Annotated in this window: 28 protein-coding genes, 1 tRNA gene and 1 pseudogene; 9 read left to right on the top strand and 21 right to left on the bottom strand. The window is 35.7% G+C overall.

The genetic code is table 11. The features are described 5' to 3' along the window. Positions 1-173 precede the first annotated feature (173 nt). Together trmA and NGC85_RS07230 are read left to right on the top strand one after the other, a co-directional pair. Complete coding sequence (gene trmA, locus NGC85_RS07235) at positions 174-1,259, top strand: tRNA (uridine(54)-C5)-methyltransferase TrmA (RefSeq protein ID WP_254805363.1); 1,086 nt, start codon at positions 174-176, stop codon at positions 1,257-1,259. Between the two features lie 249 nt (positions 1,260-1,508). Then, entirely contained in the window at positions 1,509-1,736 is a 228-nt protein-coding gene (locus NGC85_RS07230; RefSeq protein WP_005054329.1) for a hypothetical protein, read from the top strand. A gap of 45 nt (positions 1,737-1,781) precedes the next feature. On the opposite strand, the gene NGC85_RS07225 is transcribed toward NGC85_RS07230, so the two are convergent. Then, positions 1,782-2,483 carry a phosphodiester glycosidase family protein gene (locus tag NGC85_RS07225; protein ID WP_254805362.1) on the bottom strand — a complete coding sequence of 234 codons (702 nt, stop codon included), beginning with the start codon at positions 2,481-2,483 and terminating at the stop codon, positions 1,782-1,784. A gap of 210 nt (positions 2,484-2,693) precedes the next feature. Between NGC85_RS07225 and NGC85_RS07220 the strand changes: the two genes are divergently transcribed. From NGC85_RS07220 to NGC85_RS07210, 3 genes are all read left to right on the top strand, one after another. Next, on the top strand, positions 2,694-3,227 hold the full coding sequence (locus tag NGC85_RS07220) for a lecithin retinol acyltransferase family protein (protein WP_254805361.1): 534 nt from the start codon (positions 2,694-2,696) through the stop codon (positions 3,225-3,227). Positions 3,228-3,479: 252 nt separating this feature from the next. After that, entirely contained in the window at positions 3,480-3,737 is a 258-nt protein-coding gene (locus NGC85_RS07215) for a YjhX family toxin (RefSeq protein ID WP_254805360.1), read from the top strand. 80 nt (positions 3,738-3,817) lie between these two features. Beyond that, entirely contained in the window at positions 3,818-4,324 is a 507-nt protein-coding gene (locus tag NGC85_RS07210; RefSeq protein ID WP_254805359.1) for a GNAT family N-acetyltransferase, read from the top strand. Positions 4,325-4,405: 81 nt separating this feature from the next. Here NGC85_RS07210 and NGC85_RS07205 read toward each other — a convergent pair whose 3' ends face one another. Then, positions 4,406-4,984 carry a YceI family protein gene (locus NGC85_RS07205; protein WP_254805358.1) on the bottom strand — a complete coding sequence of 193 codons (579 nt, stop codon included), beginning with the start codon at positions 4,982-4,984 and terminating at the stop codon, positions 4,406-4,408. 227 nt (positions 4,985-5,211) lie between these two features. Here NGC85_RS07205 and NGC85_RS07200 point away from each other — a divergent pair, with 227 nt between their 5' ends. Then, entirely contained in the window at positions 5,212-5,622 is a 411-nt protein-coding gene (locus tag NGC85_RS07200; protein WP_254805357.1) for an OsmC family protein, read from the top strand. A gap of 9 nt (positions 5,623-5,631) precedes the next feature. Here NGC85_RS07200 and NGC85_RS07195 read toward each other — a convergent pair. The 3 genes and pseudogenes from NGC85_RS07195 to tkt all read right to left on the bottom strand — a co-directional run bounded on the left by NGC85_RS07195 (position 5,632) and on the right by tkt (position 8,717). After that, positions 5,632-6,118 (bottom strand): annotated as a pseudogene (locus NGC85_RS07195) (hypothetical protein). A gap of 17 nt (positions 6,119-6,135) precedes the next feature. Continuing rightward, complete coding sequence (locus NGC85_RS07190; protein ID WP_254805356.1) at positions 6,136-6,669, bottom strand: DUF3916 domain-containing protein; 534 nt, start codon at positions 6,667-6,669, stop codon at positions 6,136-6,138. Positions 6,670-6,728: 59 nt separating this feature from the next. Then, on the bottom strand, positions 6,729-8,717 hold the full coding sequence (gene tkt / locus NGC85_RS07185) for a transketolase (RefSeq protein WP_254805355.1): 1,989 nt from the start codon (positions 8,715-8,717) through the stop codon (positions 6,729-6,731). A gap of 382 nt (positions 8,718-9,099) precedes the next feature. Here tkt and metK point away from each other — a divergent pair, with 382 nt between their 5' ends. Next, the gene (metK, locus tag NGC85_RS07180; RefSeq protein ID WP_169110887.1) at positions 9,100-10,266 is read left to right on the top strand and encodes a methionine adenosyltransferase; all 1,167 of its coding nucleotides are present in this window, start codon (positions 9,100-9,102) and stop codon (positions 10,264-10,266) included. Positions 10,267-10,316: 50 nt separating this feature from the next. On the opposite strand, the gene NGC85_RS07175 is transcribed toward metK, so the two are convergent. Continuing rightward, positions 10,317-10,574: a hypothetical protein gene (locus NGC85_RS07175; protein ID WP_005062086.1), complete on the bottom strand. Its 258-nt coding sequence runs from the start codon at positions 10,572-10,574 to the stop codon at positions 10,317-10,319. Between the two features lie 241 nt (positions 10,575-10,815). Between NGC85_RS07175 and NGC85_RS07170 the strand changes: the two genes are divergently transcribed. Next, a complete protein-coding gene (locus NGC85_RS07170) occupies positions 10,816-10,992 on the top strand; it encodes a hypothetical protein (RefSeq protein WP_254805354.1) in 177 nt (58 codons plus the stop codon). Between the two features lie 44 nt (positions 10,993-11,036). On the opposite strand, the gene NGC85_RS07165 is transcribed toward NGC85_RS07170, so the two are convergent. The 9 genes from NGC85_RS07165 to NGC85_RS07125 all read right to left on the bottom strand — a co-directional run bounded on the left by NGC85_RS07165 (position 11,037) and on the right by NGC85_RS07125 (position 15,768). Then, positions 11,037-11,597, bottom strand: coding sequence for an FxsA family protein (locus NGC85_RS07165; protein WP_169110890.1), 561 nt, complete (start codon positions 11,595-11,597; stop codon positions 11,037-11,039). 190 nt (positions 11,598-11,787) lie between these two features. Then, entirely contained in the window at positions 11,788-12,222 is a 435-nt protein-coding gene (locus tag NGC85_RS07160) for a DUF333 domain-containing protein (protein ID WP_254805353.1), read from the bottom strand. Between the two features lie 97 nt (positions 12,223-12,319). Then, the gene (locus tag NGC85_RS07155; RefSeq protein ID WP_254805352.1) at positions 12,320-12,688 is read right to left on the bottom strand and encodes a hypothetical protein; all 369 of its coding nucleotides are present in this window, start codon (positions 12,686-12,688) and stop codon (positions 12,320-12,322) included. A gap of 22 nt (positions 12,689-12,710) precedes the next feature. Then, on the bottom strand, positions 12,711-13,643 hold the full coding sequence (locus tag NGC85_RS07150) for an IS5 family transposase (protein ID WP_254805351.1): 933 nt from the start codon (positions 13,641-13,643) through the stop codon (positions 12,711-12,713). Between the two features lie 119 nt (positions 13,644-13,762). Then, on the bottom strand, positions 13,763-13,924 hold the full coding sequence (locus NGC85_RS07145) for a hypothetical protein (protein WP_005054355.1): 162 nt from the start codon (positions 13,922-13,924) through the stop codon (positions 13,763-13,765). Between the two features lie 487 nt (positions 13,925-14,411). Continuing rightward, entirely contained in the window at positions 14,412-14,624 is a 213-nt protein-coding gene (locus NGC85_RS07140; RefSeq protein ID WP_005054358.1) for a cold-shock protein, read from the bottom strand. 333 nt (positions 14,625-14,957) lie between these two features. Continuing rightward, positions 14,958-15,167 (bottom strand): cold-shock protein, encoded by a 210-nt coding sequence (locus NGC85_RS07135; protein WP_005054361.1) that lies wholly within the window; start codon positions 15,165-15,167, stop codon positions 14,958-14,960. A gap of 115 nt (positions 15,168-15,282) precedes the next feature. Beyond that, entirely contained in the window at positions 15,283-15,501 is a 219-nt protein-coding gene (locus tag NGC85_RS07130; RefSeq protein ID WP_005054363.1) for a hypothetical protein, read from the bottom strand. Positions 15,502-15,691: 190 nt separating this feature from the next. Then, positions 15,692-15,768, bottom strand: a tRNA-Met gene (locus tag NGC85_RS07125). 276 nt (positions 15,769-16,044) lie between these two features. Between NGC85_RS07125 and ruvC the strand changes: the two genes are divergently transcribed. Further along, complete coding sequence (gene ruvC / locus NGC85_RS07120; protein ID WP_005054365.1) at positions 16,045-16,590, top strand: crossover junction endodeoxyribonuclease RuvC; 546 nt, start codon at positions 16,045-16,047, stop codon at positions 16,588-16,590. 131 nt (positions 16,591-16,721) lie between these two features. Here the strand turns inward: ruvC and NGC85_RS07115 are convergent, their stop codons facing one another. The 6 genes from NGC85_RS07115 to NGC85_RS07090 form a co-directional block, all read right to left on the bottom strand. After that, positions 16,722-17,498 carry a Rossmann-like and DUF2520 domain-containing protein gene (locus NGC85_RS07115; RefSeq protein WP_254805350.1) on the bottom strand — a complete coding sequence of 259 codons (777 nt, stop codon included), beginning with the start codon at positions 17,496-17,498 and terminating at the stop codon, positions 16,722-16,724. 119 nt (positions 17,499-17,617) lie between these two features. Then, positions 17,618-18,193: a hypothetical protein gene (locus tag NGC85_RS07110; protein ID WP_254805349.1), complete on the bottom strand. Its 576-nt coding sequence runs from the start codon at positions 18,191-18,193 to the stop codon at positions 17,618-17,620. A 190-nt stretch (positions 18,194-18,383) separates the two neighbouring features. Beyond that, positions 18,384-19,616, bottom strand: a complete 1,233-nt coding sequence (locus NGC85_RS07105; protein WP_254805348.1) for a dihydroorotase — start codon at positions 19,614-19,616, stop codon at positions 18,384-18,386. A gap of 12 nt (positions 19,617-19,628) precedes the next feature. Beyond that, entirely contained in the window at positions 19,629-20,645 is a 1,017-nt protein-coding gene (locus NGC85_RS07100; RefSeq protein ID WP_005062097.1) for an aspartate carbamoyltransferase catalytic subunit, read from the bottom strand. A 108-nt stretch (positions 20,646-20,753) separates the two neighbouring features. Beyond that, positions 20,754-21,047: a hypothetical protein gene (locus NGC85_RS07095; RefSeq protein ID WP_254805347.1), complete on the bottom strand. Its 294-nt coding sequence runs from the start codon at positions 21,045-21,047 to the stop codon at positions 20,754-20,756. Positions 21,048-21,254: 207 nt separating this feature from the next. Further along, complete coding sequence (locus NGC85_RS07090) at positions 21,255-21,614, bottom strand: hypothetical protein (RefSeq protein WP_005054377.1); 360 nt, start codon at positions 21,612-21,614, stop codon at positions 21,255-21,257. Positions 21,615-21,773 lie beyond the last annotated feature (159 nt).

Genomic DNA, 21,773 nt, shown 5'->3' with positions numbered 1-21,773 from the left:
CGAATCATGTTTACATGGTTCGGGTTTTTTATTAATGCAAATAATTAAACAGTTTTAATTCAATCTACCCACCAAGATAAGCATATCAATAAGTGAATGTCATAATTTCCTGCACCTTACTACGCTTTTTTGATACCATTCCCGTTTAGATTTCACCTGTAGTTTTCTTTTTTATGACTGTATCCTACCAACAGCAACTTCAAGAGAAAGTTGAACGCATTACCAGACAATTTGCACCGTTCAATCCCCCTGCTTTAGAAGTGTTTCAATCACCTGAGCAACATTTCCGTATGCGCGCAGAATTTCGTATCTGGCATACTGAAGATGATTTGTTCTATGCCATGTTTGAACGTGCTGAAGATGCTAAACAAAAAGAAGTAATCCGCGTCGATGAGTTTCCGATTGCGGATCAAAGCATCAATGATTTGATGCCACGTTTATTAGATGAATTAAAAGCAGCCCCTATTTTATCGCAACGTGTTTTTGAGGCAGACTTTCTCTCAACCTTAAGTGGCGAAATGCTGGTCACGCTGATATACCACCGTAAATTAGATGCTGAATGGGAAATTGCTGCGAAAGCCTTAGCAGAAAAACTAAATATTAAAATTATGGGTCGTAGCCGTGGTCAAAAAGTTATTATTGGTGATGACTACGTGGTTGAGCAGCTCACTGTTCACGGTCGTACGTTTAAATACAAACAAATTGAAAGCAGCTTTACTCAGCCTAATGCACAAGTATGTCAACATATGTTGGAATGGGCCTGTGATGCTGCCGCAAGCTCTCAGAAAGATCTATTAGAGTTATACTGCGGTAATGGTAATTTTACCCTTCCATTATCTTTGAAATTTAAACGTGTGCTGGCAACAGAACTGGCAAAGTCTTCGGTTTATGCTGCACAATGGAACATCGAACAAAATAACATTGATAATATTCAAGTGGCGCGTTTATCTGCCGAAGAGTTTACTCAGGCATATCAAGGTGAACGTGAATTTAGGCGTTTACAAGAAGCTGAAATTAACATTCACAGCTACGATTTTGACACGGTTTTTGTTGATCCTCCTCGCGCAGGCATTGATGATGAAACGTTAAAATTACTTCAAGGTTTTAAACGGATTCTCTATATCTCATGCAACCCAGATACCCTGCATGACAATTTAGAAATACTCAGTCAAACACATCGGATTGTGAAATTTGCCATGTTTGATCAGTTTCCTTTTACCCATCATGTTGAATCGGGTGTTTTGCTTGAAAAGATTTAAACAAATTATTGCAACGTAACAGTTTTAAATAAAGGGTTGCTTTAACCCTTTATTTTTTATCAAACTAATTTATTAAAAAAGTTATAATTTTCAAAGATCAAGTCATTATACCGTCATAATTTCGTTTAATTTTTAAATTATCATCGAAAAAATTGAAGTTTAACTGCTGCTTTTATCACTTATGTTGACTTGTATTTTATTTTAAAGTGATTATATTTCGATCTATGTTAGGTCGTATATGAAGGCTCTATGAGTTTCTGGCAAAAACTGTTTAATGCAGATGAACAATACAATGAACACAAGAACCAAACTTCTTGTGTTGAAAATGATTGCTCTTGCAAATCAAACGAACAACTGTTGGATGCTTTAGTAAAAGCAACAGATGAAGATGTTATTCGTGGCATCAAAAAAGTACTTATTTCTCGTGGTTATAGTCGTAAAGAACTTCTTGCGATGATCAATCCACCAATTCAATAAAAATAACAGCCCTAGTCTTTTTCGAGTAAAAAGATTAGGGCATCATCATTTTTTGCAATTTTCTACATCAATTTCAGCAACAATTGGCCCTAAATTGAAGGTTTCATCATTTCTTTTAATTTGCGCTGAATATAAACTGGAAATTGAACCATCTAAATATAAAGCATCTTCGATTTTCAATTGTTGTTTAAAAAAATCAGCAAATTGATAGAAGCTGACGCGCTGCTGAGAAATCACAAAATATAACTGATTATTTTTTACACCCACTCCATTTCTAATTTTTAACGAGTTTGAGTTAGGTAGAAATTGCTTATTTATTTGACCTTGACTCACCAACATTGGCCCTGACTGCGTTGCAAACTGGGCTTTAAATTGATCATGCTTATAATCAGCCGTGGTTTTTATTACTGCTCGACGATCATTCCAAGCAACGACACCATTGGGCTGCATAAAGAAATTACCAAAACCCTTTGCCTCATTTAGCTGAGTAAGCACTTTGCCATTTTCCACATATAAACCGACTGGTTTAAAATCTGCATGATACATCCCCGCATTCATAGCAAAATTTAAATATTTACAAGCAGCTAACTTATCCTGAAGATTACTGAACTTTTGATAATACCGATTAGTGCTTTTATCTTTGAGAAACAGCTTTAATTTATTTAAATTTTCTATTTTTACGACATTATATTGAATACCATCGGCTTCAATCAGGTTATGTTCTGCCGCATAAGTTGGCATACTCATAACGATCATAAATGGAAGTAAAAAACTAATTCTCATCATAGTTTATTTTTCTAACAACTTATTCATAATATTTTCCCATAGCGAGATGGTTATCTAAAGCTTAGATACAAACTCAACACATATACCCTATTTTCAGTGTATAAACGTACTCGATTCATTCATCCTTTTTCACTAAAATTACTATGTAAATACAATATCTTTGTATCCCCAATGCAGCCCAAACAACAACGCTTTCCGCTTGGTTCACATCTCATCGTTAAACATTTTGGCTATAGTCATCATGGAATCTATGCCGGTCGTGGTAGAGTCATACACTATTCAGGATTTGCTCATATATTCAAAAAGCACCCTATAGAAATGACAACGATTGAACGATTCGCACGCGGTAAAACAATTTATACGAGACTTTACCCTTCACCACGCTATCAAGCTAAAGCTGTTGTTAAGCGTATGCGTTCACGTATGCATGAAAATCACTATCATTTAATTATTAACAACTGTGAGCACTTATGTACATGGGCAATTACAGGCGTTGAATCAAGCACGCAAGTCGAGCGAATGCAACGTCGCCTTGCCACTATCGGTTATGTGAGCTCAATTATGAGCTATATGAATAGTTTAATGCTGACTGTAGCGACAGCGTGCTTTGCGATTGTTTTGTACATTAAACTTATGCTTAGAAAACAAGCGAAAAAGACGATTCCAACCTACTTACAACTTAAAAAGAAAACCTCTAAAAAATAATTAGAGAGTAATTTCCCAAAACTCTACTCCCCAATATAAAGTAAAATTCACATAAATATTTACTTGTTTTATTCAATCTCATATAATTCTTTCGGATACATTTCGTATCTCTTCTATATTGAGGGTTTTATGTTGGAGATAGCAGTAATCTGATAATCGTATTTCAATAACAAATTGAAATGGGTTATCGACGCGATTTTATTGGCTTTTTAAAGCTTAACTTTGCTTATGATTACTTATCTGGATAACAACATGAACTTATCTAAGTCCGAACAAAGGACACTTCACGTCTTAGCTAAAGGCGGAAAAATCGTAAAAGTTAAAAATGATTCAGGACAACTCATCGCTGTAGAATGTTATAGCCGTGAAGGTTTTGTATTGTCTGACTGCACTCTCGATGTTTTTCGAAAACTTAAAAAGAAACGATTGATCAAATCACAGGAAGGACAACCCTATCAAATCAATTTGAACGGGCTTAGAAGCGTACGTCCTCAACTCGACAATCAATAAACATAGGTAACAACTAATCTGATGAAATATGAACATGATTTTGCTTCATCAGTGATTTTAAAAAGTAATAGGTAACTAAAATGAACATTCAAATACGTAATGAACAGAACACTGACATACAAGCCATTTTTGATTTAACACAATCAGCATTCACACAAGTTAAATATTCAAGCCACACTGAACAATTCATTGTAAATGCGCTTAGAGAAAATAATCAGTTAACCCTTTCTTTAATCGCTGAAATTAACAATCAAGTTGTTGGGCATATTGCCTTTTCACCAGTCTCTATTTCAGATGGTGCGACAGATTGGTATGGTTTAGGTCCTATTTCAGTTCTACCAGAATATCAAGCAAATGGTATAGGCTCTCAACTTATCAAAGAAGGTTTGAATAGGATCAAGGCACTGAATGCAAAAGGATGCGTATTACTCGGTGATCCTAATTATTATGGAAAATTTGGCTTTAAGGCTGATGCTAGATTGATCTTAGAAGATGTTCCCGCAGACTATTTTCAAATTCTTGCTCTTACCGATCATATACCAAATGGTTATGTGACTTATTCAGAAGCATTCAATGCTACTGCATAGTCATTGTATCTAGATAATAAACAAATAAAAAAGCTCACAGCTATTGAGCGTGAGCTTTTTTGAAGTTTAAGTACTTCGATATTACTTAGCAGCAGTTGCTTCAGTTGTAATATTCACAGTGATCTTATCCCCTACATTCGGAACATAGTTTCCGATACCAAATGCAGAACGATCAAATGAAGTCGTTGCATTAAATCCAATTGCAGGCACTTTAGCCATTGGATGCTCACCTTGTTTATTAAGCACAGCATCTAAAACCACAGGCTTTGTTACACCTTTAACTGTTAAATCACCCGTAATTTTGAAGTGTTTCTTGTCTTTAGTTTCGACTTTAGTACTTTTAAAAGTGATATTCGGATACTTAGCAGCGTTAAACCAAGCTTCTTCTTGGAACTCTTTATCCAAAGCAGGTACATTGGTATTTACACTACTTAAAGGAATCGTCACTTCTACAGATGAGCTTGCTGGTTTTGCATTATCAACTTTAATCGTACCTTGAATATCAGTGAAATTTGCGCTTGGAGTTGAAAAACCAAAGTGATTCCAGCTGAATACTGTTGCTGTATGTGTTGGATCAATTTTATAGTCTACAGGCGCAGCTAAAGTTACAGAACTTGCGATGGCAACAGCTAAACCGAGGCTTAATGTTTTAAATTGCATTTTTCGTATCCTTGTTTGGTATAGGCAATAGTGTATAGATCAAGTATTTTTATTCACCATTCTTTATAAAACGATATGTTTCATCCGTGCAACAATAAAAGCGTTACAGTACTTATCAAACACAATTATGATAAGACTATTCGATACTAGACAATTGAGCTTATAAGCAACAAGATCAATTGGTATATTTTGATTTAGATACTTCACGATAAACAACAAGGTAAAACATGACACATACAGCACAAGCACTCAGTACAACAACACCTTATCGAGTTACATTGACAGATCCTGCTGGCCATACATGGTATGCAGATGAGCCTACAGATAAAGGTGGTCAAGATACTGCACCCAACCCAATCCAGATACTCTTGTCTGCTTTAGGTGCTTGTACAACTATTACACTGGAAATGTATGCCAGTCATAAGGGAATTAAACTTGATCATGTTCAAGTAGATCTTTCATTAAATCCAAATGGTCAACCAGAGTCTGGTCAAAACAATATTGAACGTAAAATTATCTTAAAAGGTGAATTTACCGAAGATCAGCACAAACGCTTGTTAAAGGTAGCAGAAAGCTGCCCTGTTCATAAATTATTAACGTCGAATATTTCTATTCAGAGTGAATTGAATATAGGATAAGTGCGCTTACTAAATTTCAATTAAATCTGTTTTCCATTCCAATGATTCACTCATAGTAACGATTATCGCTGAATTCACCGTTTCGATGAATTCGGCAGGAATGTATGAATACAAGATTCCCCCATCAAAATGAATCCATAATTCTGGTGGTGGAGTATCGCATCCATCGATAAACCCACCTGTTTCACCTTCACCCAAACTGTCAAACATGGTTAAATGAACATTCAAAGCTAAAATTTTCCCTTCTAATTTTAATGATGACTTATTTATATCTAGCTTAAGTCTATTTTGAATTACCTTATCAAAATAGGAATGTAATCGAGAAGAATAGTTATCAACTCTCTTTTATCTTTGAACTTTAGTGGAGAAAACGAATCAAAAAATCATATTCAGCATGTTGCCAAAATCTTTTATCTACGTTCAAATTAAAAAAGTATAAAGATTTGACATTATTTAATATTTTTTCAAAAGCACTAAGTTCGAATTCACTTTTCATCGCAACACCTTAATCTCTTAAATTTCAATAAAGTACCACTGATCGGCTATATAATTATCAGCTTCATATTCTGAATGGATATAACGGATTTTTATCCCTCGTTCATACATATTCTCAGGAATTTGCAGATTCCAACTTTGAGCCAAACTTAACTCATCTACCAACATAAATTGAGAATCATATCTATCTGCTGATAATGTATGTGCATTAAAATAATCTTCATCCAGATATAAGCAAAACTCGCTAGCAAACATATTTGGCTGTTCAATCATACAAACCACTTTACAGAATTTTAATCCTTGAGGTTTCGCTTCAATTAAATATTTACAAGCATTGATTAGGTATTGAGCACATTCTGCTTTGATTTCATAGCTTGCATGCTTACCCTCAACAAGATTTATCGGAACAGGTATTTTCCAATTATAGTATCGATCTTCATATCCATTTAAATCAGGAAAATATCCTCTAAAACTTTCACTCCAGCATCTAAGATTTCTTAATTTCCTTGGTATTCCTCGTTCTTTCTTATTCGATAAAGCTAATCTTCTCATTTATTATTCCAATTTAAAAAAAGCGCCCTAATCAGGACGCTTTTTACCACTTAATTTGATTAAGCAGTCAATTCTTTAACCGCAGCAACAACCGCTTCAGTGGTAATACCGAAGAATTGGAACAAGTCTTTTGCTGGAGCAGATTCGCCATAAGTGGTCATACCGATCACTTTGCCGTCTAAACCAACAAACTTCCACCAGTAATCCACATGAGCCGCTTCAACCGCTACACGTGCACGGATATGCGCAGGCAATACCGCTTCACGATATGCAGCATCTTGCTTCATGAATTCTTCAGCACATGGCATAGACACAACACGCACACCTTCAAGCTGTGCATATGCTTCGATCGCTAATGAAACTTCTGAACCTGTTGCGATGATAATTGCTTTTAACTCACCTTTCTCTTCTGCAAGTACATAGCCACCTTTTGCAACGTTTTGAATTTGAGCTTCATTACGTGCTTGGAATGGCAAGTTTTGACGAGAGAAGATTAATGCTGTTGGACCATCTTTACGTTGTAGCGCAGATTTCCAAGAAACAGCCGCTTCAACCGTATCACATGGACGCCATGTATTTAAATTTGGCGTACCACGTAATGATGCAATTTGCTCAATTGGCTGATGTGTAGGACCATCCTCACCTAAACCGATTGAATCATGTGTATATACATGAATCACACGTTGCTTCATCAATGCAGACATACGCACTGCATTACGTGCATATTCCATAAACATCAGGAATGTTGCAACGTAAGGAACAAAACCACCGTGTAAAGCCACACCATTCGCAATCGCGGTCATACCGAATTCACGAACGCCGTAATACACGTAGTTACCCGCTGGATTTTCTTGTACGCCTTGGCAACCTTTCCAAAGTGTTAAGTTAGAACCCGCTAAGTCAGCAGAACCACCTAATAATTCAGGAAGTAATGGGCCGAATGCCTGTAAAGTATTTTGGCTTGCTTTACGTGTTGCGATGGTTTCTGCTTTTGCATTTGTTTCAGCAATAAATGCATCTGCTTGTGCAGCAAATTCAGCAGGTAAATCACCATTGATACGACGTAATAATTCAGCTGCATCAGTTGGATAATTTGCTTGGTATTGAGCAAACAATTCATTCCAAGCTGCTTCAGAGCTTTGACCTTTTGCTTTTGCATCCCAAGCTGCATAAACATCTTCAGGAATAACAAATGCGTCTTCTTTCCAGCCTAGAGCTTCACGTGTTAAAGCAATCTCATCTTTACCCAATGGTGCACCGTGGCAATCTTCTTTGCCTTGTTTATTCGGTGAACCTAAACCAATAATCGTTTTACAGATAATGATCGTTGGCTTATTGCTTTCCGCTTTCGCTTCAATAGTTGCTTGGCGAATCGCATCAGCATCATGACCGTCTACACGAAGTACTTGCCAGCCATAAGCTTTGAAACGTTGTTCAGTATCATCACTGAACCAACCTTCTACTTCACCATCAATCGAAATACCATTGTCGTCATAGTAAGCAATCAACTTACCAAGACCTAAAGTACCTGCAAGTGAACATACTTCGTGAGAAATACCTTCCATCAAGCAGCCATCACCTAAGAAACAGTAAGTGAAGTGATCAACAACGTTTAAACCATCTTTGTTAAATTGTGCAGCTAAAGTTCTTTCAGCTAAAGCAAAACCAACAGCATTGGCAATGCCCTGACCCAATGGACCAGTTGTAGTTTCAATACCAGGCGCATAACCCAACTCTGGATGACCTGGTGTTTTAGAGTGTAATTGACGGAATTGTTTTAAATCTTCAATTGATAATTCATAACCAGTCAAATGCAATAAAGCATATTGCAACATAGAACCATGACCATTTGACAATACAAAACGATCTCGGTTTGCCCATTGTGGGTTTGTTGGATTATGATTTAAAAATTCACGCCAAACTACATCAGCGATATCTGCCATCCCCATTGGAGCACCAGGATGCCCTGAGTTTGCTTGTTGCACAGCATCCATAGCCAAGACACGAATTGCATTTGCAATACGACGTTCATTTAAAGGGGTTGTCATAAGTCAGAATCCGATTAAATCAATTAGATGAGAGAAGATGAGAAATCACCTTTCAAAAGATGCGACTATTGTCTTAAAAAAAACACATGGGGTAAAGCCTAATACACGATATTTCTTATATTTCGATCAATCACCAACAATTATATAAACAAACGTTCAACCCATAGCCGAGTCCAGAAGGTTTTTATAAAATTGGCAGACAACTAAATTCAGAAAAACTTTACAATATAAGATTTAATATCAATTTTATTGATACACATATCAATAAAAAGATGATGAAAATGAAATAAATTCATGCATTTTAGTCAGCTTATGCTAGTCCTATACGTCAAGTCGATGTAACATACTCTGTCTTTTTGAAAATACCAGTGATAGGACGTTCATGCGCGAGTATGCTGTTTTTACTTCAGAATCTGTAAGCGAAGGTCATCCAGACAAAATGGCTGACCAAATTAGTGATGCTATTTTAGATGCAATCCTAAAAGAAGACCCGTATGCGCGTGTCGCTTGTGAAACATTAGTAAAAACAGGTGCCGTTGTTCTTGCTGGTGAAATCACAACAACAGCAAATGTGGACTTTGAAGCGATTGTACGTCAAACCGTAAATGGAATTGGTTATCACCATTCTGATTTAGGTTTTGATGGTTCAACTTGTGCGGTCATCAATATGATCGGTAAACAATCTCCTGAGATTGCGCAAGGTGTTGATCGTCAAAAACCTGAAGACCAAGGTGCAGGCGACCAAGGCTTAATGTTTGGATATGCAAGCCGTGAAACCGATGTTCTTATGCCAGCTCCTATTTCTTATGCGCACCGCTTAATGGAACGTCAAGCTGAGTTACGTCGTTCTGGCGCATTACCTTGGTTACGTCCTGATGCGAAGAGCCAAGTCACATTCGCTTATGAAAATGGCAAGCCTGTTCGTTTAGATGCAGTTGTTTTATCAACTCAACATGATCCTGAAGTTTCTCAAGCTCAGTTAAAAGAAGCAATCATTGAAGAAATTGTTAAACCGATCATCCCTGCTGAAATGTTCCATGCGGGCACTAAATTTCACATCAACCCAACTGGTATGTTTGTAATTGGTGGACCGGTAGGTGACTGTGGTTTGACAGGTCGTAAAATTATTGTGGATACCTATGGCGGTATGGCGCGTCACGGTGGTGGTGCTTTCTCTGGTAAAGATCCATCGAAAGTTGACCGCTCAGCAGCGTACGCTGGTCGTTATGTCGCAAAAAACATTGTTGCTGCTGGTTTAGCAGACAAATGTGAAATCCAAGTAAGTTACGCAATTGGTGTTGCTGAGCCAACTTCGATTTCGATTAATACATTCAACACAGGCAAAGTATCTGATGAGTTGATTATTCAACTTGTTCGTGAACACTTCGATTTACGTCCATACGGCATTACCCGTATGTTGAATCTGATTCAACCGATGTATAAGCAGACTGCTGCTTATGGTCACTTCGGTCGTGAAGGTTCTGATTCTGCATTTACATGGGAAAAAACCGATAAAGTTGAAATCCTAAAAGATGCTGCTGGATTGTAATAATTGTTAAATAAAAAAGCTCGCTTATTGCGAGCTTTTTTATTTATTCTTTACTTATTTGAATCAGAATTATTTTGCTTCAAAACTTCAAATATTGAATTTGTTTGTACAGGTTGTTCATCTTGATGATGCTGAGAATATAAATGAGCTATTTTTACAATAACAACAACTGCTAGACAAGCTGCAAAACAGAACATCCACAACCCATAAGGGCTACGAATATGATGCGAACCGCAATAAGGACACTCTTTATCAGTAGATGCGACGACCTTGTCACAACACGCACAATGATATTGATATAACATCATTTATTTCCTCCTAGTCGTTTTTTTATTTTCTTTTTACAACAATTTCCACCGTCATAGTTTTCATCCTATGAGAAACAAAAAGAGAATTCAATCCAGTTTTATGACTTACTCATTCAAATTAACAAAAAAATATGACAGTTTTATGAGTTTTCCGCTGTATTTAAATCATGAGCTATGAAGTATTCTTTTGATTTTTCACATAGTTTGTTAAACTATTTTTTTAGATTGTGGGGAAAATATAATGACACAATTAATTAATAAAGGTGGATTCCGTGAGCGAGCTAACCGCAATCGAAAATACAAACACTCAGAAAATGAAATAACCACCTTGAAGCCAAATCAATATCAGCCCGCAAAGAAAGATGATGAAAATGACTCAGAAATGAACTTGCTTGAGCAAAATAAAAAAAAGAAATAAAAAAAGCACACTCGTTTTAGTGTGCTTTCGATAAATTTTAAAAATTAATTTACATCTTTAAATTCAATTTTCTTTTGGTCAGGTTTAACTTCTCGTGCTTCACCATCAATAATAGTTGAATCCCGATATTGACCACCACCTTGTTGATTTTGCATGTCTTGCATTTGACGCATAAGGTCTGCAAATGGATTTTGACCTGCCGCATCATTACCCATGCCTCCCATCATCTTATCCATCATTGCTTGTTGACGCTTTGCCATCGTTTTCATTAACGCATTACGAAAAGCAGTCTGAACTGAAGGAATCAAAACAAGCATAGCTAAGACATCTGTGATTAAACCTGGAACCATCAACAAAAAACCAGCCATAGCCAATGCAAGTTTCTTAGTAACCGCTGGGTCGCCACCTAACTGTCCTGTCATTTGCATTTGTTGCAACTGCGGCATAATTGTTGAAGTACTTGATCGAACTAGATTCAAGCCGATGAAAAACGCAATCACAAACCAGAAGAATACGTACCACATACTCCCCACAAGGTCGCCTACGCCGATCCACACTAAAACTTCAGCAATTGCGCCAAACACCACGATAAGAAGTAGATTCATGTTAATGTTTCGTCTATCTCAAAATAAGAAAAATTTATACAAATAGAATTTTATATTGGATCTTCCAATACAACAAATATAATTGCATTAAATAATTGATGGGTGCTATTTGTCATTTATCAAGAGCAGAAGCTAAAATTAAGATATCTCTACATTAAAATGACGTGGAGAGATATCTTAAATTGAAAGGTTAACCGCAGTTCGCACTAATGATTTTTTTAGATTGCGGATCAACAGTAACAGTAATCCTATTATCTCTATAATCCATTGTCACAGGCTGATTTGGTCCAACACTGCGTACAATTTCCGACTTCGTTTTTTGTTTAATTTGCTGTTCAGATAGACCTGATTGGCCGATAAGCTTCTGAGCTTCTTCAGCTATACATTTAGGTTGATTTGTTCGAAAAAGCTCCCACTCCTCAACTACTTGACCATTTGGCAACTTACAATATCCAACTTGCCCGTTCGCCTCATTTCTAATATCAAGTTGACCACCCTGCTCAATACAGTATTTACTCGCTGGATTTGCCATTCCAATTTTTGGTGGGGTCATATCATGATTGGGTGTTGCTGAACAAGCTGCCAATGAGGCTACAACTGCACCTAAAAGTAAGATCTTTTTCATAGTTTGAATTCTGATAAAGTGAAAAGGCAAAGATACCAAAAAAACTTAGATCATTATGTCTATGATTTGAAACACAAACTAACCCTATCAGTTCTATTTATAATTTTTGCATAAAACTCAAAAATCTCTTAAATATATTAATTTTATTCTTATTTGATGGCTGATTACGGGAGCTATTATCTTCTGCTATTCTTCTTAGACGATACTGCATTTCATTGGCGATTTCCCTGTTTTCACTCTTTGCATATTTTCTTAACAATTCAAAGGCTTCGGCAGTACCAATATCAGCTAATGCATGACTAAACCATTTTGCGATTACACCATCGTCGGAAGCCGTATACTCAAAACGTTTAAAATCTTGTTCAAGTATCTTGGCAATAATGGCAACACTTGATGGATGACCAATATCTTGCAGCTTTTTAGTAATCACTTGATAGGCTTTGTTGCACAAAGGTTTGAAAGACAATACTACCCTAATTGAGCTAAATTTAAGTGACAACTTGGGTATGAGGTCGACCTAATTCTGTGAATTTATTCAAAACTGCTACACGTGCATGAATCTCATTCACCTGACTAGGAAAACTCCTTGCTGTTAATTTATCGCCTAATAATTTGATGCAATGCATTTTGGTTTCCACTAAACTTCGACGATGATAACCAGACCATTTTTTCCAAAGTGACCTACCTAGCCGTTTGACTGTTTTTAATAATTCATTCCTCTCTAAAGATCTCAATTTCTTATCTTTCCAAAGCTTTGCATTCTTCCTAGGTGGAATGACTGCATGTGCATCTCGATCTAAAATGACTTGTCGGCAGTGCTTTGTGTCATAAGCACCATCTGTATAGACTGAATCAATTCGTTCATCCAACGGAATTTGATCAAGCAAATCACCAAGTACCTGTGAATCACTCACATTGTTTGTTGTGAGCTGAACTGCTCGTATTTGAAGGGTCTTAGCATCTATACCAATATGAAGTTTGCGCCATTGGCGACGATATTCAGGCTGATGTTTCTTACGCTTCCATTCGCCTTCACCTAAAAATTTTAACCCTGTAGAATCGACGAGTAGGTGTAACCCATCACGACTTTTCTGATAGCTTATCGCAATATCAATATGCTTTTGTCGTCTACAGAGGGTGGAGTAATCTGGTGCTGTCCAATTCAAACCACAGAGTTTAATCAGGCTTTGAGAAAAGCCAGTGACCATACGTAAAGAAAGACGGAATAGAGATTTGATCATTAAACAGCATTGAATCGCTGTATCGGAATAAGTTTGATTTCGTCCATGCTTGCCTTGTGGCTGTGCATACCATTCGGTTTTGGGATCAAACCAGATTGAAATATTTCCTCGCTTGATTAAAGCTTGGTTATACGAGCACCAATTGGTTGTACGGTAGATTTTAGGGGCAGGCTTCTTCATCTGGAAATTATATTGCTGAAGAAACCTTCAAGAATAGCTTTGTGCAACAAAGCCGTTCATAACGAACAAACCAATCATTGCTCTCACTATGCATAATTTAACCATATATTTTTTTAATCTCATTGGACAATGAAATATTCAAGACGAATCGCTTGATCAACTAAGTAATGCTCTTTAATCTTATAAAAATGTGGTCGAGTATTGATCCATTCATCCATCGCCATTATTGCTTTTGTATATCCTTTTGATGCTGAAAAATCTATTATTTGCATGATATCCATAAGCTTATTCCTTTTTTATTAAGCCTATCATACCAAACAACAATTTTCACACTTACAGATTCATCCTGATGAGTCAATTTTTAAAAATTTTCTGACTTAAGGCATCAATGATTAAAATTAAAAAAAGCATCCGAAGATGCTTTTTTGTTTCTCATAGGCTTGTTGCAATCAATACTACAAAGCTAAATAGCAAAGTGCCTAAAGATCTTTTGCAATGCACATGAACTTCATGCTCAAACCCATGAGCATATGTCTCTAAGTTTTCCATAACTTTAACGCTCATTAAATGTACTACAGTTATTAATTTGCCTAAAAACTTAATGAAATTAAATTAGCAAAAAGTCGTATATCTAACTAGAGCATTTTATATCACTTAAAGCCACATACTGACAAAGAATGTCAAAATCATTAAATAAATTCTTAATATTTAAAATTCTAATATTAAAAAAGCTCACCAAAGTGAGCTTTTTTTTGGAATACCGTTAAATTAAGCAACTACAGTAATACCTGTTGCTTGAGGTCCTTTTTTACCATCAGCGATAGTAAAAGAAACACGTTGTCCTTCATGAAGAACTTTAAAACCACTACTTTGAATTTCGCTAAAATGAGCAAAAACATCTTGTCCAGAATCAGCATGAATAAAGCCAAAGCCTTTAGTTTCGTTGAACCATTTAACTGTACCAGTCACAGTGTTAGACATATACTTAACCTACTTTAAAAATTTGGAGTGCTTAGCAGCAAAGTAACTTGGAATCATAAACTCTGAGATTAAATCTGATAAAACGAAAGGTTTGACTAAACTACGAGATGAAAGATTTGCTGAATCAACAGTGTTATTCTTCTAGTTGTTCCCAACTATACACCACTTTACTTTTTTGACGCAATATTAATCTACTATTTCACTTGATTTAACAGTCTTTATTTTTATAAATATTTAATTTTATTGGAATATTAATTTATTAAATCAACCTTTAACCTCCAAAAAACAAAGAAGCCCACTTATGTGAGCTCCTTTTTTACCGAATTACTTCTGTTAGATAACGGTGATGTTTGTAGCTTGAGGTCCTTTTTTACCTTGACCAAGCACAAATTTAACGCGTTGACCTTCGTGTAAAACTTTAAAACCACTGCTTTGGATTTCGCTAAAATGAGCAAAAACATCTTGCCCAGAGTCAGCTTGAATAAAACCAAAACCTTTAGTTTCGTTGAACCACTTTACAGTTCCGTTAACAGTTTCAGACATAAAACCTAAACCTTTAAAATCTTTTGTTAAAAAAAGAGCAAAAATAAAGACAGAATGTCTTCTAATTTCTACTCTATCTATTTTACTTAAATAGATACTATAAGCATAACAAATTTTAAGTCAAACGATATAGCTGATTGACTGAAGTATAGAAACTTTTTCCATCTTGGTTGAATTCAATTTCTTGACCAGACTGCAAAAGTACTTTTTTTCCAACTTCAACCCACTTAAAACCATCCATTGTACTTTGTCGACGTTTAAGTGGAATAATTTGTACACTAATTTCGTTGCCATTTGTGGCAGTGGCAATATGCCATTTACTGATAATATTCAAAACTCTATACTCATTACTGAGCTCAAGTGATTGATCTTAATTTACTACATTGCTAGATAATAAGAGATTACATAACTAGAATTTAATAATTTTTAGCTTTTTGGGGTTATTTAAGCTAATTTAGTTGCTATTTGTTCTTTCCAGAATAGCAACTCTAATTCCATCACAGAGCATAATTCAAAAATTCGGTTGGTAGCGGGAGCTGGATTTGAACCAACGACCTTTGGGTTATGAGCCCAACGAGCTACCAGACTGCTCCATCCCGCACCGAAGATTTAGCTTTATACGCGCTTAAACTTCATAATGCAAATTATTTAAGTAAAAAACTCTTATTTGCCAATCAAGTGCTCAGAATAGATACAAATACGACTGAAAATTCATTTTCTCAAATATCAATTAGATTTTTTGAATCCTCAATAAAATATTGATTATTTGCATATTAACATCGAAACTTTTTGTTATTTTAAACATCTACAAAAAAAATATGCAGTAAAAAGTTGATTATGTAACAATATCAATAATCTTTTAATCATAAAGTGCTTCATGTCATTAATTATTGGTATTGATCCTGGTTCGCGTTTAACAGGTTATGGAATTATCGAAAAAGATGGCAATAAATTACGGTTTGTGGATGCGGGAACAATCCGTACTGAAACCCAAGCCATGCCTGAACGTCTAAAACGTATTTTTGCAGGTGTTGAACGTATTGTTAAATTTCACGGCCCAACAGAAGCTGCTGTGGAACAAGTATTTATGGCACAAAATCCTGATTCTGCTTTAAAACTAGGTCAAGCAAGAGGTGCAGCAATTGCAGCTCTCGTAAATTTAGATTTACAAGTTGCTGAATATACAGCTCGTCAAATTAAACAATCAGTTGTAGGTTATGGCGCCGCCGATAAAGAACAAGTACAAATGATGGTCATGCGTTTGCTCAATCTAAGCATTCAACCACAATCCGATGCGGCAGATGCGCTAGCAGCCGCTATTTGCCATGCTCATGCTTCTGGAAGTATGACTAAGCTAGCTGTGCTTAATGCTCTCGGAGGCATGGCTCGTGGGCGTAGTCGTGCAAGTACAAGACGACGTTAATATTCCCATTTGTTAATTTTTAAAAAATATTCGTATGTCTTTCAGTAATTATTGATCATACGAATATTTTTGAAACCAGCTTATTCTAGATGGTCGTGTTTTTAGATCAGTTTTTTCTAATCTCTCATTTCTTAATTCAAATGTCTTTTTAAAATACCTTTGCTCATTAACTCATAAACTTGCTCTAAATCTAATTGATTCGATTCTGCTAATAACTGAGTGTGCATTTTTAAAATATTTTCATCACCTCGTCTTGCTGGTCCAGTCTGCATCTCTTTAGGATCATTTGCGACTGCCTTACTTGCAGTTTCTAAAATTAATGGAAATAACAAACTAAAATCGACCTGTTCAACATCTACCACTTGCTTTGCCATGTCATAACAATAATTACTAAAATTACAGGCAAATACGGCTGCTAAGTGTAAAGTTTGACGTTGTTTTGAACTATATTGATACACTCTCTGGCTTAAACTATTTGCTAAAGCTGTTAAAAAACTTAAATCCTCATAATGACTTGCCTCAATAAAGAGAGGTGTAGTCATCCAATTCACTTCTCTTTCCATACTGAATGTTTGTAATGGGTAGAAAACACCTGATCGCTGATGCACTTCTTCAAGTCTCTGTAAATTGGTACTACCAGAAGTATGAACAATTAAATTATTTGGCAAATATCCATGAATAGACTTAATCACACTTTGAATAGCTTGATCACTTACCGCAATGATTACTAAATCAGTGTCTTGAGTGAGTTGCTCAACTTGGTTAATGGCGTGTGCATTAATTTTTTCAGCAAGTTCTTGTGCATTTAACAGGTTACGACTAAAGATTTGAACGATTTGATGTTGTGTGTGTAATACTTTTGCTAGATGGGTTGCGACTCTTCCAGCACCAATTAATGTAATTCGCATAATCTCAATCTAAAACAATTTTGGCTCTAGCATGCCAATAAACAAACAACGAATCAATTCTTCCTTTCTACGAAGCATTACAAGAAATTTATTAATTCTTTTTTTTAAATAATATTCCATCATTTCATTAGCTGATAAATCCATAATAATGATATACATGCTATAAATAGACTAAAATATGGAAACGTTTTAGACTTTGTTTTTACTCTAGGTTCAATTATCTCTTCAGTTATTTTATTATTTATTTGTACTTGCTCATGAACTTGGTAAAGCGGTTGTAAAACTTCACCACTCCAAATAGGTAATAAAGATTCAATTGAATCTCGGTGTCGACGCAAATAATAAAGAATATCTAAAGTATCATTATTAAAATGATTTGAAAGTACAGCTAAACTTTTTGGAATAGCTCTGTTTAAAGTTATTTCAGCTTCTACAATTGAAACTTTGCCTGCTGATAACCTTATAAGCAAAGCATTTTTCACTTGATCATTTCTTTCAAGTAAATCTGCAAATGTAGGCACCAACATTTCTTTTAACATATCAATAATCTGTGGTTTCGTTAAAAAACGATAAAGCAATATTGGATAAAATCTTGATAAAATATCATTTTTTTCATTCATCAAACATGTTTTATCATTTACAATTAATGCAGACACATTTGTCTTTAATAATTCCATTGGGTTCATATCAGTCATATTCACTCCAAAATATCAATTAAAATCTCATTTTTATAGTTTTAAGTTGTTTATGTCGCATTTTTAAGTCGTTACTTTAGTATATTTTTTATTGCTGTTCTTCTATTTTTATAAATTAGATACAATATCTACATCACATTTAACAAAGCAGAATAAAGTAGTTTGAATTACTTTATTCTGCTGATTTTATTTATGCAAAAGTATGCAACACTTTTCCAGTCAAGTTTTGTCCAAGTAATGGCGTATTTTTCCCTTGTGAAACAATTGTCTCCTTTGAAACATTCCACTCTAAATCTGGATCAACAAGTACCCATCCTGCTTCTTGTTGCCAACGCTCAGCCATGTTAGCCACGACAGCTGGCGTCAATGTCACTTTTTCTACCCATTCTAAAGGTTCAAATATTCCCTCTTTAACAAGCTGCACACCTAAAGCAACATAAGTATCAAAAGCGGTAATTCCTGATAGCGTCTCTGCAAATGGTGCCATTTTTGCTGAACTACTGAGTGGCTCGTGGTGTGTACAGATAGCATCAATCACACCATCTTTTACCCCTTGTCTTAATAACTCTTTGTCTTGTTCAGAACGTAACGGCGGACGGACATGCGCAAGAGAGTTAAAACCATCAGTGAGTTGTTCAGTTAAATGCAACTGATGCATTGCAACGTCTGCTGTGATCGGTAAGCCTTTTGCTTTGGCTGCACGAATTAACTCAACTGAAGCACCACATGACAATAAACCAAAGTGCGCTTTCACACCTGTTGCTTCAATCATCAGAATATATTTTGCAATTGCGACCGTTTCAGCAATCGCTGGAATCATGGGTAAGCCCTGACGAGAAGCAATGAATCCTTCATGTGCACAGCCATCTTTGGCAATTTGAGGCTCTTCAGCATAAAAAACCACGGTTAGGCCTAAACCAGCAGCGTATTCAAGCGTGCGAATAACCACATCGTCATTCTCAAATGCAGCATTGGCATTTGAAACAGCAGTACAGCCACCTTTTTTTAAGCCAGCCATATTTGAAGGTTGTTTACCATTTAAGCCTTGCGTCTGTGCCCCAATGATTTGTAAATAAATACCACCATCAAGTTGCGCTTTTTCAATTAAACCATGAATTAAAGCACCATTATCTTGCACAATCGGCTTAGAGTCAGGCGGCGTCATCACATGCAAAATACCATTGGCGCGTGCAGCTTTACCTTCTGATTTTAAGGTACCATGTTGTTGTTGCCCTGGCTCGCGTAAACGTGCACATAAATCAACCATGGTCGGCATCAACCACTTACCTTGGCCATCTATGATTTCACTAACACTTTCAACACTATCTATCAATTTACCATTTTCAATATAAACAGTTTTTATTTGATCTGTTTTTTGAATCGGATCAAGCACACGGACATTTTCAATTTTTACAATACTCATGTGATTTATCCTTTACAGTGAAATTGCTTCAATTAAACCTTGTTCTTGCAACTGTCCTTGCATTGCAAGTGCCAGTACAGCCATACGAACGGCAATACCATTGGTAACTTGTTTTAGAATCACAGACTGCACACCATCAGCCACACTTGAATCAATTTCAACGCCACGATTCATAGGGCCTGGATGCATAACGATACAATCAGGTTTCGCTAATGCTAAACGTTCTTTATTTAAGCCATACATTTTGTAAAATTCAGCTTGTGAAGATAGCGCTGGAGAATCAATACGCTCATTTTGAATACGCAATGCAATAATCACATCACAATCAGTCACACCTGCATCCATTTGATTAAATAAACGGACATGTTCGCCATATTCATTAAATCCAACAGGTAATAACGTATTTGGTGCAATGACACGAATATCTTTACAACCTAATGTTTGTAGAGCTGCAACATTTGAACGTGCCACACGTGAATGTTTAATATCACCAATAATCGCAACACTGAGTTGTTCAAATGGCTTTTTAGTCTCACGACGGATGGTTAACATATCCAACATGGCTTGAGTTGGATGTGCATGACGCCCATCTCCAGCATTAATAATTGCCACGTTTGGACAGACATCTTTTGCAATAAAATGAGCTGCACCAGAAGAAGAATGACGCACTACAAAAATATCCGCAGCCATCGCTTCTAAATTCCAAAGCGTGTCTCGTAAAGTTTCACCTTTGGATGTGCTAGAACGTGCAATATCAATATTCAATACATTGGCAGACAATCGTTTAGCTGCTGCTTCAAAGGTGGTACGAGTACGAGTAGAGTTTTCAAAAAACAGGTTCATAACCGTTAACCCTTCTAACAAGGGACGATTAATCAAATTATTATTATCATCTAAAAAGCTTTGCGCGGTATCTAAAATCTTGGTTAAGCTTTCTTTAGACAGTCCCTCAATCGTTAAAAAATGTTTTAAGTTTCCTTGTTGATTGAGTTGAATCTGACTCAGAGTATGCATTGCTGCCAAGTGCATAAGAGATTCCCTATACGTTAAGTTAACGCATTATACAGATTTTAGATTTCATTCGTCGTTGAAGTTTTCAGCACTTAAGTAAAAATCTTTTAGATTGTTTTGAGTTGATTATTGTTCTTCAATACCACAAGCAAGTTTACCCAGATCTGTATCCATTGCTAAAACTGTAGGCTCTTGTTCTTGAAAATGTCCTAAATTTCCAAACTCATCAAATAAGAAAAATGTACGTTTTAAGCTTTGATCTTCACAGGACAACTCAGTTTTAGTGATTGAATGTCGAGGAAAACTGCCATAAGAAGCATTAATGGCTTTTTCGATAACAACTTTAACGCCCGTAGAATCCAACTCTTTAGCTCTAAAGAGAATAAATTGACTTTTATCCCCTGTTTCATACCCTTGCATAAAATTTGGATGCTTTTGTACTGTATAGACTTCATCTACAAACTGAGTAACATTGATCGTAATTGGTTCAGCAAAGACGTTTTGACTAGAAAGTAATATATTGAGGCGACTATTTTTTTCATTTTATGGTTTAAAAAAATGGGTGTGAAAATATAATACACACCCAATACATTTTTAATTATTATTTAATTTATGTATTTTTATTAATCATCGCAATGCACCAATATAGTGATGCGCGACTTGAGCTTTATAAATTTCTTCTTCTGTAACTTCCATGAAATAGGTTTCTTCTTCTTTTTCTTCTATCTTATTATTTTCAACTATGTCCAGTGTAGGCTCAGGATATAAGTCAATCAAAGGACGTAGACGGTCTACATAGTGAGCCAATTCCTGATCACTGGTAGCTAAAGCAATTTCTATAATGTGTTTTGCATATTCTTTATTGTGGACTAAGTACATCACATCAATTACACGACTAGATACACGTCTTAAACGAACATACATTTGAGTTGCTATTGCAAAAGCTTCAGCATTTACCTTAATTTCACTATTCATGCTTTCTTTCATAAAGTCCTCACGTCGTTGGGAGAAATGTTTATTCTTAACTCATTCCAAAGAAAGCAAAATATGTACCAACAATTAAAAAACACTTAAACTTGAAAATATTTTTATTATGAATGATTAAAAATTCTCAAAATAATAGTGAATAAAGCGGACGATCACACA

Source organism: Acinetobacter sp. Z1 (assembly GCF_024296945.1).
In the GTDB taxonomy this organism is placed as follows: Bacteria; Pseudomonadota; Gammaproteobacteria; order Pseudomonadales; family Moraxellaceae; genus Acinetobacter; species Acinetobacter beijerinckii.
This window is presented reverse-complemented; position numbering and strand designations above follow the sequence as displayed.